Annotated in this window: 19 protein-coding genes and 1 pseudogene; 7 read left to right on the forward strand and 13 right to left on the reverse strand. The window is 69.6% G+C overall.

Going from position 1 to position 15301, the window contains the following annotated elements; translation table 11 throughout:
* Window positions 1-4: 4 nt before the first annotated feature.
* From JQS43_RS17535 to JQS43_RS17570, 8 genes are all read right to left on the reverse strand, one after another.
* Window positions 5-340 carry a hypothetical protein gene (locus tag JQS43_RS17535; protein ID WP_239675480.1) on the reverse strand — a complete coding sequence of 112 codons (336 nt, stop codon included), beginning with the start codon at window positions 338-340 and terminating at the stop codon, window positions 5-7.
* A gap of 100 nt (window positions 341-440) precedes the next feature.
* Window positions 441-1673, reverse strand: coding sequence for a phosphotransferase (locus tag JQS43_RS17540; protein ID WP_239675481.1), 1233 nt, complete (start codon window positions 1671-1673; stop codon window positions 441-443).
* A gap of 85 nt (window positions 1674-1758) precedes the next feature.
* Window positions 1759-2436, reverse strand: coding sequence for a response regulator transcription factor (locus JQS43_RS17545; protein ID WP_239675482.1), 678 nt, complete (start codon window positions 2434-2436; stop codon window positions 1759-1761).
* The gene (locus tag JQS43_RS17550) at window positions 2420-3880 is read right to left on the reverse strand and encodes a sensor histidine kinase (RefSeq protein WP_239675483.1); all 1461 of its coding nucleotides are present in this window, start codon (window positions 3878-3880) and stop codon (window positions 2420-2422) included. The genes JQS43_RS17545 and JQS43_RS17550 overlap by 17 nt, the downstream gene beginning before the upstream one ends.
* Window positions 3867-4184 (reverse strand): hypothetical protein, encoded by a 318-nt coding sequence (locus JQS43_RS17555; RefSeq protein WP_239675484.1) that lies wholly within the window; start codon window positions 4182-4184, stop codon window positions 3867-3869. The genes JQS43_RS17550 and JQS43_RS17555 overlap by 14 nt, the downstream gene beginning before the upstream one ends.
* Window positions 4185-4446: 262 nt before the next feature.
* Window positions 4447-4842 (reverse strand): hypothetical protein, encoded by a 396-nt coding sequence (locus JQS43_RS17560; protein ID WP_239675485.1) that lies wholly within the window; start codon window positions 4840-4842, stop codon window positions 4447-4449.
* Between the two features lie 71 nt (window positions 4843-4913).
* On the reverse strand, window positions 4914-6371 hold the full coding sequence (locus JQS43_RS17565) for a DinB family protein (protein WP_239675486.1): 1458 nt from the start codon (window positions 6369-6371) through the stop codon (window positions 4914-4916).
* Between the two features lie 28 nt (window positions 6372-6399).
* The gene (locus tag JQS43_RS17570; RefSeq protein WP_239675487.1) at window positions 6400-7170 is read right to left on the reverse strand and encodes a class I SAM-dependent methyltransferase; all 771 of its coding nucleotides are present in this window, start codon (window positions 7168-7170) and stop codon (window positions 6400-6402) included.
* 100 nt (window positions 7171-7270) lie between these two features.
* Here JQS43_RS17570 and JQS43_RS26330 point away from each other — a divergent pair, with 100 nt between their 5' ends.
* The 3 genes and pseudogenes from JQS43_RS26330 (at window position 7271) to JQS43_RS26185 (ending at window position 10021) form a co-directional block, all read left to right on the forward strand.
* A complete protein-coding gene (locus JQS43_RS26330; RefSeq protein WP_420847711.1) occupies window positions 7271-7522 on the forward strand; it encodes a GNAT family N-acetyltransferase in 252 nt (83 codons plus the stop codon).
* 196 nt (window positions 7523-7718) lie between these two features.
* Window positions 7719-8915, forward strand: coding sequence for an RNA ligase RtcB family protein (locus JQS43_RS17575; protein WP_239679474.1), 1197 nt, complete (start codon window positions 7719-7721; stop codon window positions 8913-8915).
* A gap of 317 nt (window positions 8916-9232) precedes the next feature.
* Window positions 9233-10021: pseudogene (locus JQS43_RS26185) on the forward strand (nucleotidyltransferase domain-containing protein).
* Here the strand turns inward: JQS43_RS26185 and JQS43_RS17585 are convergent.
* Entirely contained in the window at window positions 9991-10722 is a 732-nt protein-coding gene (locus JQS43_RS17585) for a VOC family protein (RefSeq protein WP_239675488.1), read from the reverse strand. The pseudogene JQS43_RS26185 and the gene JQS43_RS17585 overlap by 31 nt on opposite strands.
* 117 nt (window positions 10723-10839) lie before the next feature.
* Here JQS43_RS17585 and JQS43_RS17590 point away from each other — a divergent pair, with 117 nt between their 5' ends.
* The 3 genes from JQS43_RS17590 to JQS43_RS17600 are packed head-to-tail and all read left to right on the forward strand — an operon-like array spanning window position 10840 to window position 12396.
* On the forward strand, window positions 10840-11130 hold the full coding sequence (locus JQS43_RS17590; RefSeq protein ID WP_239675489.1) for a DUF1905 domain-containing protein: 291 nt from the start codon (window positions 10840-10842) through the stop codon (window positions 11128-11130).
* Between the two features lie 43 nt (window positions 11131-11173).
* Complete coding sequence (locus tag JQS43_RS17595) at window positions 11174-12010, forward strand: class I SAM-dependent methyltransferase (RefSeq protein ID WP_239675490.1); 837 nt, start codon at window positions 11174-11176, stop codon at window positions 12008-12010.
* Between the two features lie 14 nt (window positions 12011-12024).
* On the forward strand, window positions 12025-12396 hold the full coding sequence (locus tag JQS43_RS17600; protein WP_239675491.1) for a RidA family protein: 372 nt from the start codon (window positions 12025-12027) through the stop codon (window positions 12394-12396).
* 9 nt (window positions 12397-12405) lie between these two features.
* On the opposite strand, the gene JQS43_RS17605 is transcribed toward JQS43_RS17600, so the two are convergent.
* Genes JQS43_RS17605 through JQS43_RS17620 form a run of 4 tightly spaced genes read right to left on the reverse strand, consistent with a single transcriptional unit; the run spans window position 12406 to window position 14321 of the window.
* Window positions 12406-12780 carry a RidA family protein gene (locus tag JQS43_RS17605; protein ID WP_239675492.1) on the reverse strand — a complete coding sequence of 125 codons (375 nt, stop codon included), beginning with the start codon at window positions 12778-12780 and terminating at the stop codon, window positions 12406-12408.
* Window positions 12777-13580, reverse strand: coding sequence for a class I SAM-dependent methyltransferase (locus JQS43_RS17610; protein WP_239675493.1), 804 nt, complete (start codon window positions 13578-13580; stop codon window positions 12777-12779). Before JQS43_RS17610 ends, JQS43_RS17605 begins: the two co-directional genes overlap by 4 nt.
* A 32-nt stretch (window positions 13581-13612) precedes the next feature.
* Window positions 13613-14089 (reverse strand): type II toxin-antitoxin system VapC family toxin, encoded by a 477-nt coding sequence (locus JQS43_RS17615; RefSeq protein WP_239675494.1) that lies wholly within the window; start codon window positions 14087-14089, stop codon window positions 13613-13615.
* Window positions 14082-14321, reverse strand: a complete 240-nt coding sequence (locus JQS43_RS17620) for an AbrB/MazE/SpoVT family DNA-binding domain-containing protein (RefSeq protein ID WP_239675495.1) — start codon at window positions 14319-14321, stop codon at window positions 14082-14084. The genes JQS43_RS17615 and JQS43_RS17620 overlap by 8 nt, the downstream gene beginning before the upstream one ends.
* Window positions 14322-14429: 108 nt before the next feature.
* On the opposite strand from JQS43_RS17620, the gene JQS43_RS17625 reads away from it, so the two are divergent.
* On the forward strand, window positions 14430-15296 hold the full coding sequence (locus JQS43_RS17625; RefSeq protein WP_239675496.1) for a phosphotransferase: 867 nt from the start codon (window positions 14430-14432) through the stop codon (window positions 15294-15296).
* Window positions 15297-15301: the final 5 nt, after the last annotated feature.

Below are 15301 nucleotides of genomic sequence, written 5' to 3' on the forward strand. Positions count from 1 at the left end.
TGGGTCAGTCGACCGAGTCTGGGCTGTCGGGCGAATCCGGGGAATCCGGACTGTCCGGCGAGTCAGGCGAGTCCGGAGAATCGGGCGAGTCGAATGGCGAATCCGGACTATTCGGCGAGTCCGGGGAATCCGGCGAGTCCGGGGAATCCGGCGAATCTGGTGAGTCGACCGAGTTGGCCGAGTCGTCCACGCCGGTCAGGTTGACGTTCTCGACCTGACCCGGCTCCGACCGGTCCTGCAGGGGGATCCCGTCAGCGAGGGCAGCGGTCGCCCCCAACCCGACGATCGCCGCCGCAGTGCCGGCGCCCGCGATCACCCGCCAGGATCTACGCATAGCCATCGTTGTTCCCTCCTCAATCGCTCCGCGACCGTTCGCGGTGCGTGGGATCCAGCTTCGCCAACCGCCATGAGGAGCGGCTGAGGTCGGCATGAGAGTGGCCTCATCCCCGCCTTACTGCCCGGGCACTGGTCAGCCAGCGCTCCGCCAACTCGACCCGGTACCTGGTGCTGCGCTGCCAGCCCGACTCCTGCACCCGATAGGGCCCGGTGGCCAGCGACAACACCACCGCCGCCACCCGGTAGCGCAGATCCGCCGGGTCCACCCGCTGCTCGAAGGCGGCCAGGTAGCGCGCCCCCGCCCGGCTCACCGTCGCCGCCTGCGCCGGATTGAGCTGCGTCAACACCGACAGGTGGCCCAGCAGGCAGGCCAGGTCGTCGAGCCGGTCCCCGGCCCCGGCGGTGTCCAGATCGAGGAGCCCGGTGATCCGACCACCCGCCACCCACACCTGATTCTCGTAGAAGTCGCCGTGCACCGGCACAATCGGACCGGTGCCGCCCTCGGCGTAGATCGCCGCGGCCAGCTCCCGCACCCGCTCTGCCTCCCGGGGCAGCACCGAGGCCACGGCCGTGGCGTAGTGGCCGGCCCGATCCCGCCACGAACGGCGTACCGGCGCGTCGGCCAACCCGGCCGGCAGCCGGTCCAACAGCGCCAGGATGGCGGCGCCGGTCGGCAGCTCCGCTGCCTCCGCCCGCAGCTCCTGCCGCAGCGAGTGGCCGGGCAGCGCGGCGAGCGCCACCACCCCGTCGGCGCTGTGGCCGAGGCTCGGCGGCACCGGCACGCCGGCGTCGGTGAACCTGGTGTGCTGCCGGTGCAGCGTCGCTGCCTGCGCCGGCGGGACGACCTTGAGGAACAGCCGGTGGCCGGTGGCGCCGATCGCCTCGATCACCGCGCGCCGGTGCGGCCGGTAGGCGCGCACCCGCAGCCGGGGTGGCTCATCCCCGGCCCTCGCCAGGTCGAACGAGCGCAGTAGGCCGGCCACCGCCGCCGGGTCGTAGGCGGTGGCCAACCCCGGCAGGTACGGGTCGTGCGGGAACCGCCACACCGCCACCCGGTCGGTCCCGTCGCCGATCACCAACGTGTCGGGTGGGGGCGGACCGGCGCCGGCCCAGGCGCCGAAGCGCTCCTCGGTCTCCTCGCCGGTCGGCCACCGGACCTGGACCCGGTACGCGGCGGTGCTGCCGTTGCGGCGGTGCTCCACCTGGTGGGCGCGCCAGGAGAGCAGGTGCCCACCGACCCCGACCAACGCGGTCTGCAGAATGTCCCCCGCGTCGGGGCCGGTCAGCAGCTCACGCCAGGGCTGCCCGGGGGCTTGCGGTGCTGCGGTCACGGGCATGCGGCCGAGTCTGTCGGAGGCAGATGAGCGCACGGTAAGCCGTACCTGAGAATCTTCTCATCTGGCCTGCGTACGCGGATCGAGCTTAGGCGGCGAAGCGGTAACCCATCCCGCGGACCGTCTGGATCACGTCGGCGCCGAGCTTGCGCCGCAGATAGCCGATGTATACATCGACCACGTTGGAGCCTGGGTCGTGGCCCAAGCCCCAGACCCGGTCGAGCAGCTGCTCCCGGCTGAGCACCTGCCCCGGGTGCCGGGCGAGGGTCTCGGCGAGCAGGAACTCCCGGGCGGTCAGCTCCACCTCCGTACCGTCGACGCTCACCGTACGGCGGACCAGGTCGAGCTGGATCGGGCCCACCGCCAGCGTGGTGGTGGCGGCCTGGCCCTGGTCGCGTAGCCGGGCACGGACCCGGGCGAGCAGCTCCTCGAAGCTGAACGGCTTGGTCAGGTAGTCGTCGGCGCCCTGGTCGAGCCCGGCCACCCGATCCCGGACCCCGTCCCGGGCGGTGAGCACGATCACCGGCAACCTTTCACCGCGCGCCCGGACCTGGGTCAGCACCGCCAACCCGTCCTGCCCGGGCAGGCCCAGGTCCAGAATCATCAGGTCGAAGTCGTCGCTGCGGGCGTAACCGGCGGCGTCCACCCCGCTGGTCACCACCGTGGTGACGTACCCGGCGGCGCGGAGCCCCTTTTCGAGGAACGCCGCGATCCGCGGTTCGTCCTCGGCGATCAGCACCCGGTTCACGTCACGCCCCCATCTCATCCGGCCCAGGTGGCCGGGTCAGCGGTAACAGCAAGGTGAAGGTGGAGCCCACTCCCAGCTCGCTCGCCACCGTGACGCTACCCCGGTGGGCGGTCGCGATCGCGGTCACGATCGCCAGCCCCAGCCCGACCCCGTCGGCGCCCCGACCACCGCGGATACCGGACGAGTCCGCCCGACCGAACCGCTCGAAGATCATCTCCCGGTCCGCCGGGGAGATGCCGATGCCGGTGTCCGAGACCGACAGCGCCAACTCGCCGTAATACGCCTCGGCGGCGAGCGTAATCCGGTCCCCGGCCTCGGTGAACTGGACCGCATTCTGCACCAGCTGCATCAGCGCCTGGGTCAGCCGATGCCGGTCGGCGAGCGTCACCACCGCGTCGACCCGGCCGAGCTGCCAGTCGCGGTCGCCCAACGCGGTCGCCTTGGTGTAGACCTCGGAGAGCACGGCGGCCACATCAACCTGGGCAAGCTGGAGGAAGTCGGGCCGCTCCGCCCGGGCGAGCATCAGCAGATCGTCGACCATCCGGTTCATCCGGTCCAGCTCGTCGGTGACCAGTGCCACCGTCTCCCGGCGCTCCTGCGGGTCGTCGCCCATCACCTCCAGATGCCCCCGGACGATGGTGATCGGGGTGCGCAGCTCGTGCCCGACATCGCTCAGGAAGTCCTGCTGGGCGGCGAACGCACGCTCCAGCCGCCCCAACATCCCGTTGAAGGTCCGGCCCAGATGCGCCACCTCATCCGAGCCGCTGACCTCGATCCGCCGGGAAAGGTCGCTCTCCTCGATCTCCCGGGCCGCCTCGGTCACCGTCCGCAGCGGCCGCAACGCCCGCCCCATCGCGAGATAGCCGCCGGCCGCAACCACCACGATCACCAGCAGGCAGGCGAAGGCCATCAGCTGCACCGCCCGGTCGATCTCGGCCCGGCGCTCGGCGGTGAACTGGACCACCACCACGTGTCCCTGCAACTCGTCCTCGATCGTCACCGGCACCGCCAGCCAGCGGGCCCCGCCCGCCGGGCTCTGCTCAATCTCGCCGTACTGGCTGCTGCGCAGCGACGTCCAAGAGTTGGTCAGCGCCGGGTCGGTGGTCAGGTCGAACGGGGGGTCCGGGCTGGCGCCGTAGAAGGCACCGTTGACGAAGATGAAGACCGCCTCACCCTCCTGTGGCTCGTTCCGTTCCAGGTAGGTGTCGGCGATCCGGCCGAGATCGGTCCCGAACGGCTCACCGGTGGTCGGATCCCGCCCACCGGCGAGCAGCCGAAACTCGGACACCTCCTGTTGCAGGTCGGCGGTGGTCCGGTTCTCCAGCTGGTTGAGCAGCACCTGCCGGACGACGACCACGGACCCCAGGCTGGCGACCGCGAGCAGCAGCAGCGCCCAGCCGAGCAGCCGCAGCCGCAGGCTCACCACCGGGCGCCACCGCTGGTGGCGGTCAGTCGTCGTCATCCACCCCATCGTCGTCCGGACTCACGTCTGCGCTGGTATCGGGGCTGTCGTGATCCCCCTCACTGTCGCTGCTGTCGGGGCTGTCGGGGCTGTCATCCGGGTCGCCGGGGGTGCCGACGGTGCCGGGCTCGGGTCGTCCCCGGGGCACCGGGTCGGGGGTTCCGGTCGACTCATCGTCCTCTCCCGTCGACAGCGAGATCTCCCCCACCGGCGCCGGCGGCACCAGCGTAGGGATCCCCACGCTCAGAAACAGCGCGGCGAGCGCGGCCAGTGCGACGGCGGTGGCCACCTTCTGCGCACTCATCCGGAGAGCATCACCGACCGGCATGCCGCCCCGATGAGGGCCACATGAGAAAACCCTTACCGCCGCCGCGCGCCGGCTGTCATGCTCGCCGAGTCACTACCGACGGAGGCACCCGCGGATGAGCCGGTTTCTGACCGAGATCCCGCTGGCCTCCTCCGGGCCGTGGGAGCCCGGCGTACAGGAGGCAATCCGCGCCGGGCTCGCGGCGGCCGACGCCCACCGATAGCCCGCTTCGCGGCAGCGCCGTGGTCGGTTGCCCTCGTCAGGGGCCGGTCATGGGTTCCCGGGGGGCCACGATGAGCCGCTGGGAATGGAGTTGTTCGTAGAAGGGCCGGTGACGGGCGGCGAACCGCGCCAGCTGGTCGGAGTTCTCTGTGGTGTGCGGGTACCTGCGGTCGCGGTGCTGGAATCCGGAGCTGGCGTTGACGTCGGTGTGCCAGCGTGCTGACCGTCGCCACTCAGGGCGCTCACCAGGTTCCCAACTGAGCGCCTGCGGGATGAACGGCAGAAACAGGCCAACCTCAGGCGGCTGTCCGGCCAGCCAGGTGAGCAGCGACGCGGGCGACTCGAAGGTCCGGCCGTCGAGATCTGTTTCGCCGTAGTCCGCCAGGTTGCTGAACGGTTCATGGAGGGCGGTCAGGTCACCGCGCTCGAGCATCGAGCGGAAGAAAACCGTCGAGCGTGCTCGTGGTGCGCTCCACAATGCGTATACCGGCAGCAACGTTGGCCCTACGGATCCAGCAGCTGTTCCCGCAGGATGTCCGCGTGCCCGCAGTGCTGAGCGAGCTCCCGCAACACGTGCAGATACACCCAGTGCAGCGGGAGCGGGCCACGCCGGTTGCCGTGGACCATGTCGTCCAGTTCGAGCGATGCGGTCAGGATCCGGGAAGCCTCGCACGCTTCCCGGTACGCTTGCTGGACGGTGGCGATGGTGTCGTCGTCCCCCAGGATGAAGGACTCTTCGGGTGTCTCGGGGATGCCGTTCTCGGCCCGCGGCCGGCACGTGATTGCCTCGTCGAACCAGACCTTCTCAACAAACGTGGCGTGCTTGACCAGACCGAGCAGCGTCCGGGAGGAGACCAGGGAGCGACGAGCCTGTTCCTCGGTCAGCCCGGCCACACAGTCATGAAGCGCCCGCCGATGCTGGTCGAGGAAGGCTTCGAACTGGGCTCGTGGCGACTGGCCGATGACGTCTTCGGCGGAGACGGCTGGCAGGGAAGACATGCTGGGAGCTTCGCAAGGCCGGCACCCGCGAGCAACTTGATCGCCACTGATCTTCGCTGGCCCGGCCATTGGAGTCGGACGATCGACTCGGGAGGGCGCCGACATCGCCGGTGCCGGCTCCAGCCGATAATGCAGGCGCAGCACGAGCGCCCGATAGAGCCGCAGCTCGTGGTCGGTGCGCAGCACGCCATGGCCATCTCGGTAGACGTGGAAGCGCTCATGGATGGGGACCCGGGCGGCGTAGGCCAACCGGGAGCCCTGAACCACGACATAGGCTCCCTCGCTGCCGAAGGCCCCGGCCGGCGACGACAGCACCAACGAGCCGTCGGCCTGGACACTGGGCCGGAGGAAGACCTGCACGTTGCCGGATTGCAACGGGAACGTGACGTGCACCGAGGGCTGGTCGGAACCCGGCAACAGCCGCGCTGAGTAGCAGCCGCTGTAGACGAACTCGCCGGTGGCGGACAAGGTTCGCAGCCAGCCGGCGGAGAGCTGATCGCCGTTCGCGTCGACCACATGCACGACGCGCGAGTCCATGCCGTGCGCGACGTCGAGGGGACGGGTGGGCAGCGCGAGCTGCTGGACACGACGCCCGAAGCACCGACCTACCAGCTCCCCGCCCGGCTGGAACAGGGTCGACCACTGCGCCCAGACCTCCATCCGCCAGCATGCGGTCTGCTCGTAGAAGTCCCGAACCCCCGGGTCCAGATCGTTGGCACGAAACGTCGCGCCGTCCAGCACCGACATCGACGACAACAGCCCACCGGTGGGGACGTCCTCACGCACGGCACCACCGGTCCGCGCAGCCTCAGCAGCGAGCCACGAGGCCCCCACCGGGCCAGGTCCGCACACCGGCGCGGCTAGCCATCGATGGTCGCCGGCGAGACTCACCCGGCGGCCGACCAGTCGCCACCAGGCACGTGTGGCCGGGTCCAGCACTCTGCCCAACCGCGCGGCGGTCACGTGGTCTCCTCCCTTGACCTTCGCAGCCCTACTCCGGGCGGCGCAGGACCAGCAACAACGGCGGCGGAAGACCGTCCCACCGCCGCCTTTGACCGGCGCGCGCCTCGGCCAGCAGGTTGTCGGCGGCACGGTCGCCCAACTCGCTGCGCAGCTCGTCGGCGTTCGCCAACCAGATCGCGTAGAGCCGCTGCCAGTGCTGGTCGTGATACGGGTTCGGCAGCGCGTCCTCCACCACGAGGCCCGCGGCCAGCGCCATGGCTTGCCAGTCCTTGCCGACGACACCCGGCCGGCTGCGTACCGTCAGCGCGCACCGTCCGCCCGCCGCCAGGATCCGGTGCACCTCACGCAGCGCGGCCGGCCGGTCCTCGGCGATCGGCAGCGCATCGATGCTGACCACCCCGGCGGCGCTGCCGTCTGGCAGGCCGGTCTGGTCGAACGTGGCCACCCGGAACTCAGCCCGACCCGGTGGGACGAAGGCCGCCACCCGCCGCTTCGCAAGCTCCACTGCGGCCGGGCTGAAGTCGACCCCGATCAGCCGCAGCGACAGCGCCCGGGCCAACCACAGACCCGGTCCGCCGCGGCCGCAACCCAGGTCGACCAGCAGGTCATCTGGCTGCAGCCGTAGCGTCGAGACGAGCTGGCCCAGCAGCCACCAGGTACATGAGCTGAATGGCTCAACCTCCGCGGGGTACTGGTCGCCCATCCCTTCGGCGTACAGAAGCCGCATCAGTGCGCCATCGTGGAGCGCGGTGTGGGTGGCGTCGTAGTCATCCGGCGCGGTGCCGATAGCCTCGGTCATCCGGCCATTCTGCCGACAACGCTCCGCGAACCCAAGGAGTCTCGATGTCCCTCGATGACCAGGTGCTCCCCGAGGATGTCCGGCGCGATAGCCAAGCTGGCTGGCCGCCGCGGCCCGTGGGCGAGGGCTCGCCCTTCGAGCCCTTCGGCTGGTATGCCAGCTGTCTTTCGACCAGCTCGGTCTCGACCAGCTCCGGCTGTGGACACATGCCGACAACGTAGCCTCCCGGCGGGTCGCCGAACGAGCCGGCTTCCATCGTGATCCCGAACGTGACCAGCGGAAGCAGCTCAAACGGGCCGTCTGGGAGACGGTCGGCTACGCCCTCGGGTCCCCGCGCCGGCAAGAAAAGTAGGCCATTGAAGGGCCCGCGCGAGGCTGGGCCGTCCCGCCAAAAATTGCTTGTCGCGCACCGGGTATTGCGAGACCCTGGTCTCCATGACGTTCTGACGGCAGTGCCCACTCGCTTCGAATCCGCCACCGCGCCGACCTGCGCAGTGCTGCGGCTGCCCGTTATCCTTCTTTCACCATAAGAGAGCGTCGTGTCTCAGTTGCACTCCCGGCAGCAGCAGTCGCTGCCGCACTCCACCCCGGCCACCGATTCGGCAACCGTCACCGTGTTCGCCGCCTCCACCAGCTGGATCGAGTCCGATGCCGTCGCCCAATGCCACCAGGTGGCCGGCTTCGACGGCATGATCCATGTTGCCGCCATGCCGGATCTGCACCCCGGCAAGGGCGCCCCCATCGGCGCCGCCATGACCTCGACCGTGCTGTACCCCTCCCTGGTGGGCTCCGACATCGGTTGCGGCATCGCGGTGTTCCCCATCCAACTCAAGCGCGCCGTGCCGGAGAGGCTGGCCGCCCGGTTCCCCGACCTCGACCGGGCGCTCGACCCCGAGCGGGACGCCGACGACCCGGCCTGGGAGGTGGTGGACAGCGACATCCCCACCGGGCATGTCGAGGGCCTTGGGACAGTCGGCCGGGGCAACCACTTCGTTGAGCTGGCGCGGATCGACACGGCCTTCGAACCGGACCACGCGGACCGGCTTGGCATCGCCGCCGGCGACCTCGTACTCATCGTCCACAGCGGATCCCGCGGGTTGGGCGAGCGGATCCTGCGGGCGCACACCGAGGTCCACAGTGCCGGGCCGGCGCCGGATCCCGCCGCCTACCTCACCATGCATGATCACGCCGTACGCTGGGGGTCGCTCAACCGGCGGCTGATGGCCGCCCGGGTCGCCCACGCCCTGGGCGCCGAACCCACCGAACCGATCGTCGACCAGTGCCACAACCTGGTCGAGGTCCGCGATGGGGTCTACCTGCACCGCAAGGGGGCGGCGCCGGGTAATGGCCAGGACGTGCTCATCGCCGGCACCCGCGGCACCCCTTCCTACCTCGTCGCCGGTCACGCCGGCCCGGAGGCCAACTTTTCGGTGGCACACGGCGCGGGCCGCAAGATGTCCCGCGCCGACGCCCTGCGCCGAGGCCGGGCCAAGCACACCGTCGCCGAGCTGCGGCGCACACCGGTGGGCTCGCTGGTGGTCTGCGGCGACCGGCAGCTGCTCTTCGAAGAGGCGCCTGGGGCGTACAAACGCATCGAGCAGGTGATCGCCGACCTGGTCAGCCACGACCTGGCCACCCCCGTCGCGACGACGGTCCCCCTGGTCACGTACAAGACGGCGGATGTTGCGTCCAAGCCACGGGGCGACCGAAGGGACCACCGACGCAGCCGGGGCGGCCGGCGGTGAGCTCACAGACTGCACCACCTTATGGCCGACCACGGGCCGCAGGTGTACGTACCACGTACGACCAGTCGGAGGCGACCATGATGTTCAAGAGCGAGGACGACGCATGGCGGGAGACCGAGTACCTGTCCCGTGGCGCCAACGGCCGGGAACTTCGCCGGCGGATGGCGGCGGTGGAAGCGGGCCGGCGCTCGACCGAGGGCAGTAATGGGGCTGATCAAACGCGAGGGTCATGCCATGATCGCCCGGTGATCGAACGACGGCAGTACACCGAACACGGCGATCGGGAAATCGCACTGGGTGGAGAGATCCTCCGCACGGTGGTGGGTTCCGGCGTGCACGGCATCGCGATCGCCGGCACCGACGACCACGACGAGATGGGGGTCTTCGTGGAGCCACCGGAGGCGGTCATCGGCGTGCGCCCACCCGTGGATCATTACGTTTACCGGACGCAGCCGGAGGGAGCCCGGTCCGGGCCGGGCGATGTCGACCTGGTGATGTACTAGCTGCGCAAGTATCTGCGTCTGGCGGCCAAGGGCAATCCGACGGTTCTGCTGCTGCTGTACGCGCCGCCCGAATCGGTACTGGTCTGCCAGCCGCTCGGCCGACAGTTGCGGGAGTTGGCGCCGGCCCTGCTGTCACGCAGGGCGGTCCACCGGTTCGTCGGCTACCTGGGTTCACAGCGCCAGCGGCTGCTGGGGCAGGGCAAGCAGGGCCGGGTACCGAATCGACCAGAGCTGGTGGCGAGGTATGGCTACGACGTCAAGTACGCCTCGCACGCGCTGCGGCTGGCGTATCAGGGCTTGGAGATCGTCCGGGACGGCCGGCTGACCCTGCCGATGCCCGAGCGGGAGCGGGAGCGGGTGCTGCGGGTCAAACGCGGCGACGTGCCGGTCATGACCGACGTGTTGGAGGAGATCGACGCTGTACAGCGGGAGATCGAAACCCGGCTGGCCGACGGCCGTACGCCGTTGCCCGCCCAGCCCGACTGGGCCGCCGTCTCCGCGTGGTCGGTCGACGCGCACCGGCATCACTGGGGTTGGGCCGCAAGCCCGCCAGCATCGCTGGGGCTGCCCGATCAGACCTTCCAGAGCAGGCAGAAGGGGTGACCGTCGGGGTCCGCGTACACCCGCCAGTCCACCCCTTCGCCCGGCAGCCGGCGGGCGCCGAGCGCAAGCACCTGCCGCTCGGCCAGCTCGATGTCTTCGACGTGAATGTCAAGGTGCACCTGTTGCGGATACGCCGGTTCCGGCCACCGTGGCGGTCTGTAGTCGGCCACCGGTTGGAACAGGACTTCACCCATGGGGGTCGACTCCTCGGCACCGATCCACGCCATCCGGTGCCGCAAATACTTGAGCTGGTAGCCGAAGATGGCGGCGTAAAAGGCCGACAGCGGCTCCCCATCCGGGCAGTCGACGTTGACCGCGAACGTCCTGATGGGTTCGGACTGCTCGTTGATGCACAGGCAGAAGGGGTGTCCGGCCGGGTCAGCCATGACGTTCCGTCCCTCGCCGCCGCCGAGCTTGCGGGCACCGAGCCGCTCGGCCGCCGCAGTGGCCGTGGCCAGCTCCGCCACCTGGAAATCCAGATGCATCTGCTGCGGGTGCTCCGGATCGGGCCACCGGGGCGCGATGTGGCCCGGCGCAGCCTGGAACCCCAACCGCCAGCCGTCACCGGTGAACGCGGTCACCCAGTCATCCTCGCGGTCGTGCACCTCGCCGCCGGTCAGCGCCACATAGAATCGGGCCAGCGCCTGATGATCCGGCGCGTCGAACGCGACAGTCTTCAGCGTGCCGATCTTTGTCGTCATGGTGCCGATCGTGCCACTCCCCTACGACACCGCGGGGTGGCCTCCGTCGAGGATGACGGTGGCCGGCACCGATAGCTTGCTGAGGCGAGAACCCTCGCCGGAGGGTACGGTGCCCCGATGGACATGGAGTTCACCGGTGAGGTGTGGTTCTGGCGCGGCCCGCCGCCGTTCCACTTCGTGACCGTGCCCGAGCCCCACTGCGACGACCTGGCGGAGGTTGCCGGTGAGGTGAGTTACGGCTGGGGCATGGTCCCCGTAGGTGCGCGGATCGGTGACACCACCTGGACGACCACGCTCTTCCCAAAATATGGCGGCTACATCGTGCCGATCAAAGCCACCGTTCGAAAGGCGGAGGGCATCGAGGTCGGGGACGACGTAACCATTCGCCTGACCGTCGACGGAGGGTAGGCTACCGGCGGCGAGCGCGCCGATCGTAGCGGGGAGCCGGACTTTGACGGAGCAGGGTATCGACGCTGTACGCGGCTACTACGCCTCGTTTCACCGCCGCGAATCGGACCGGCTGCTCACCCCGGAAGGCCGCGTGGAGTTCGCGCTCACCAAGCGTCTTATTCGGCCACATCTGCCGGCAGCCGGGCGGGTTCTGGACATCGGTGGGGGTCCCGGTCGGTACGCGTGCTGGCTTGCCGGCCAGGGGCTTACAGTGACTCTGGCTGACCTGTCACCCAGCTTGTTGGATTTGGCCCGCGAGTTGATCGCCGAGTCTGGCACCACAGGTGTAGAGGAGATCGTCGAGGCTGATGTGCGAGACCTCCGCCGCTGGCCCGACGGCACCTTCGCCATTACATTGGCGTTGGGACCGTTCTACCATCTGCCGGACGCCCAGGACCGGCACCGAGCGTTGGCCGAAATTGTCCGGGTCACCGCCCCCGACGGGCTGGTCGCCATCGCGCTGATGCCGCGATGGGCATTTTTGCAGCGCACGCTGTCCGTCCCCGATGAGCGGGCCCGCCTGGCCGATCCCGCGTTTGTTGCCGCGCTGCTGTCGCGAGGGGAGTACACCAACCCGCATAATGGCCGTTTCCCATCCGGTTACGGCGTCGACCCCGGTCAGGTGGCGGAAACGTTCGCCAGCGCGGGGCTACGGCAGATTCTGCTGGCATCTACCCACGGTTTCGCCACCGGTCTCGAGCGGCCCCTTGACGAACTGCGCGCCAACGATCCCGCCACCTACGATGCAGCACTGGATCTACTCACCCGTACGGCCACCGAGCCCAGCATTCTCGGCACCGCCGGTCACCTGCTCTACCTTGGCCGTACCGCCACGTAACCGGAGGGAGCGCGATGCGCCAGCAGGTCTCCTCAGGAGGGCCGTACGAAGACATGTACGGGTACAGCCGCGTGGTGCGGGTGGGCGACCAGATCCATGTCTCGGGCACCACGGCGCGCCCGCCGGATCTGGATGGCGATGCCTACCGCCAGGCCCGGGCGGCGCTCGCGATCATTGAGAACGCCCTGCAGGACGTCGGGTCAACGCTTGCCGCGGTGGTCCGTACGGTCACCTACGTCACGGAGATCGACGACGCCGAACTCGTCGCCCGCGCGCATCGCGAGATCTTCGGCGACATCCGGCCGGCGGCCACGTTGGTCGAGGTCACCGGCCTGCTCGGTGGGGCCCGGGTGGAGATCGAGGCGTACGCGGTGGAGACGCCGTAGCTCCAGGGTTCAGGCCATGGCGATCGCTTCGATCTCCAGCAGCCACTCCGGGGCGTAGATGTCGGCGATGATGACCGTCAACGCGGGCCGGTGGTCGCCGAGAAATTCCTGCCGGATGCGACCGTTCGCGGCGCGGTACCGGCGATCCGAAAGATAGACCGTCACTTTGGCAAGGTGCTGGACTCCCATCCCCGCTTCACCCAGCACCGCGAGGACGTTGCGCCAGACGATGCGGCACTGGGTGTCGAAGTCCGCCGGGACCGGCTCGTCCCACGGCACCTGGCCGCTGACGAAGACCGTCCGGGTGGCGCCCGTGACCAGGGTGCCGTGGGTGTAGGTCCCGGTCGCCTCGGGCAGCACGTCCGGGTTCAGCTGTGTGATCATGGACCCTCCAGGTGTCGGCCAACAGGAGCCGCCGGCTTCACCGCCCGCAGCGAGTAGAGCTGCGGAACCGGCTGCCCCGGCGGGAAGCGAAAGTGACCGTGGTCGTGCTCGTGCAGAAACTGCAGGTGGAGCCCTGCGTCGGCGAGGGCGCTCACCACCTCGCCGAGGCCGTGCCGCCACTCGACCGTCAACGACGCGGTGAGCCGCGCATCGGGATCGGCGTAGGTGAGGGGGTCGTCGACCACCATGGGCTCCCGGGAGAAGTAGTCCTCCTCGACCGTGCGGCCGTCGTCGGCCAGCACATCGGCGACCGGATGGAACTCCACCAGATAGAGAAACCCGCCCGGGGCGAGCAGGGCGGCCACCGTCCGCGCCCACTCCGCGACGTCCGGAAGCCAGCACAGCGCGCCGATTCCGGTGTAGACGATGTCGAAGGTCTGCCCGTCGAGGGCTCCAGGTGCGTCGTACAGGTCCGCCGGGACGAACCGGGCGGTGACACCGATCTGCTGCGCGAGCTCGGCGGCGACCGCCATGGCCGGCGCGGAGAAGTCGAGACCGGTGACGGTGGCGCCGTGCCGGGCCCACGACAGCGTGTCGAGCCCAATGTGGCACTGCAGATGCAGCAGCGTCTTGCCTTTGACGTCGCCGACCTCGGCGCGTTCGAAGCTGCGTAGGGTTTCGTTGCCCGCCACGAAGCCGGGCAGGTCGTAGTAGGACCCGGCGGCGTGGATCGGGACCCGCTCGTCCCAGTTGGCACGGTTGGCGGCGCGCCACTCGGAAGCTCCCGCGGTCGACGTCATCGTGGCGAGGTTATTCGCTGGAAGCGGGACGCTCAACCTGATTCTGCTCCCGCGGCTTCGTCGTCGGGCGCGACCAGCGTCAGCTTGGGGAAGTAGGTACGAAAGCGGGCGGCGTCACGGGTCAGCAACCGATATCCACATACCGCTGCGTGGGCGCCGATGTAGAAGTCCGCGATCGGCGATTGCTTTACGCCACCCTGCCGGCGATACCGCAAGTAAGCTTTGCCGGCGAGGAAGCCCGCGCTATAGGGCAGTTCTTCACGTAGAAAGTCCCCCGCTGGTAGGGCCTCGTCAAGGTCCTCGATGCGCGCGAAACGCACCGAGACCTCCGCATAGACGATCGGGTTGACAACGAGGACTCCCAGGTCCCGGGCAGCGGCGAGTTGGGCGCTCGACCACATCGACCAGGTCGGGTCTTCCGTCAGCACGTCGAGCAGGATATTCGAATCCACGAGCGTGGCCAGCTCGTCCGGACGGCGATCGGGAACCGGCCGGAGGAAGTCACTCACCCCGAAGCAGATCCATGAGCTGGTCGGTGGACATGCCGTCGGTCTCCCGCGCGGTCCCCCGGCCGCGTAGGTGCTCAACGAGCCGCTGACCTCTGGTGGGGGAGCCCGCCACCCGCACAATCCGCAGGGTAGCTCCCTCCTCGACCACCTCGACCTCGTCGCCCGCGTGAAGGCCGTGCTTGGCTCGCAGCGGCGCTGGAATGGTCACCTGACCCTTGCTGTTCAACCTCATCAGGTCTCCTGGTATCTCGGGTCACGTGTACTACGTAATACTAGCATCGGTAGGCTCAACCGCGCCGGTAGCGGGCTGACGGTGCTCGCCGGCCCCTAGAATCACGTCGTGTCTTCTGCCCTCACGAGCCTCAGTCGGCAGCAGCAGGAGCGGTTGGCGCAGTGGCTTCCGGGCGCGACCGTAGCGCGGGACCACAGCTGGGGGCTGGTGGCGACCACCGTGCTGGAGGTGACGCACGCCGGGGCTCGATTCATCGTCAAGGCCGGCGGCGACGACGACCACCACATCGAGCGTGAGCTGCACGCCCACCGACACTGGTTGCGCCCGTGGACAGGCGTGGGCCGCGCGCCGGCCCTGGCGCACGGCGATGCCGAGGCCAAGCTCATCGTCACCCAATACCTGCCAGGCGAGTTGGTGCTCGGCGGCGAGCACGCCGACGACCCCGCCATCTACCGGCAGGCCGGCGAGCTGCTCGCGCTGCTGCACACGCAGCTGGCCATCATCGACGACGAGTACGAGCAGCGGATGAACGACCGGTCGCTGCGATGGCTCGACGGGCCGCACCGGATCGAGGCGGCCGTGGTGCGGCGGCTGCGGGCCGAGATCGCGACCTGGCCGACTCCGCCGGCGGCGCTGGTGCCCACGCACGGGGACTGGCAGCCCAGAAACTGGCTCATCCACGACGGCGTCGTGAGCGTCATCGACTTCGGCCGGGCGGCGCTGCGGCTGCCAGATACGGATTTCGCGCGGCTGGCGGTCCAGGATTTCCGCCGCGACCCAGCGCTGGAGCAGGCGTTCCTGGCGGGATACGGCGCCGACCCGCGCCGGGCCGACCCACGCCAGCCCGACGCGTGGCGCCGCACGCTGGTCCGTGAGGCGATCGGCACCGCGGCCTGGGCCTACCAGGTCGGCGATGAGCGCTTTGAGGCCCAGGGCCACCGCATGATCGCCGACGCGCTTGCGGGCGGTGCCTAGCATGA

The organism is Natronosporangium hydrolyticum, assembly GCF_016925615.1.
GTDB lineage: Bacteria > Actinomycetota > Actinomycetes > Mycobacteriales > Micromonosporaceae > Natronosporangium > Natronosporangium hydrolyticum.

Coding starts and splice junctions, on each gene's coding strand:
- JQS43_RS17555 (WP_239675484.1), bottom strand. CDS start 4,184: ATGAGTGCGCAGAAGGTGGCCACCGCCGTCGCACTGGCCGCGCTCGCC.
- JQS43_RS17545 (WP_239675482.1), bottom strand. CDS start 2,436: ATGAGATGGGGGCGTGACGTGAACCGGGTGCTGATCGCCGAGGACGAA.
- JQS43_RS17605 (WP_239675492.1), bottom strand. CDS start 12,780: ATGATCACACAGCTGAACCCGGACGTGCTGCCCGAGGCGACCGGGACC.
- JQS43_RS17540 (WP_239675481.1), bottom strand. CDS start 1,673: ATGCCCGTGACCGCAGCACCGCAAGCCCCCGGGCAGCCCTGGCGTGAG.
- JQS43_RS17590 (WP_239675489.1), top strand. CDS start 10,840: ATGGACATGGAGTTCACCGGTGAGGTGTGGTTCTGGCGCGGCCCGCCG.
- JQS43_RS17585 (WP_239675488.1), bottom strand. CDS start 10,722: ATGACGACAAAGATCGGCACGCTGAAGACTGTCGCGTTCGACGCGCCG.
- JQS43_RS17570 (WP_239675487.1), bottom strand. CDS start 7,170: ATGACCGAGGCTATCGGCACCGCGCCGGATGACTACGACGCCACCCAC.
- JQS43_RS17535 (WP_239675480.1), bottom strand. CDS start 340: ATGGCTATGCGTAGATCCTGGCGGGTGATCGCGGGCGCCGGCACTGCG.
- JQS43_RS17560 (WP_239675485.1), bottom strand. CDS start 4,842: ATGCTCGAGCGCGGTGACCTGACCGCCCTCCATGAACCGTTCAGCAAC.
- JQS43_RS17600 (WP_239675491.1), top strand. CDS start 12,025: ATGCGCCAGCAGGTCTCCTCAGGAGGGCCGTACGAAGACATGTACGGG.
- JQS43_RS17610 (WP_239675493.1), bottom strand. CDS start 13,580: ATGACGTCGACCGCGGGAGCTTCCGAGTGGCGCGCCGCCAACCGTGCC.
- JQS43_RS17620 (WP_239675495.1), bottom strand. CDS start 14,321: ATGAGGTTGAACAGCAAGGGTCAGGTGACCATTCCAGCGCCGCTGCGA.
- JQS43_RS17550 (WP_239675483.1), bottom strand. CDS start 3,880: ATGACGACGACTGACCGCCACCAGCGGTGGCGCCCGGTGGTGAGCCTG.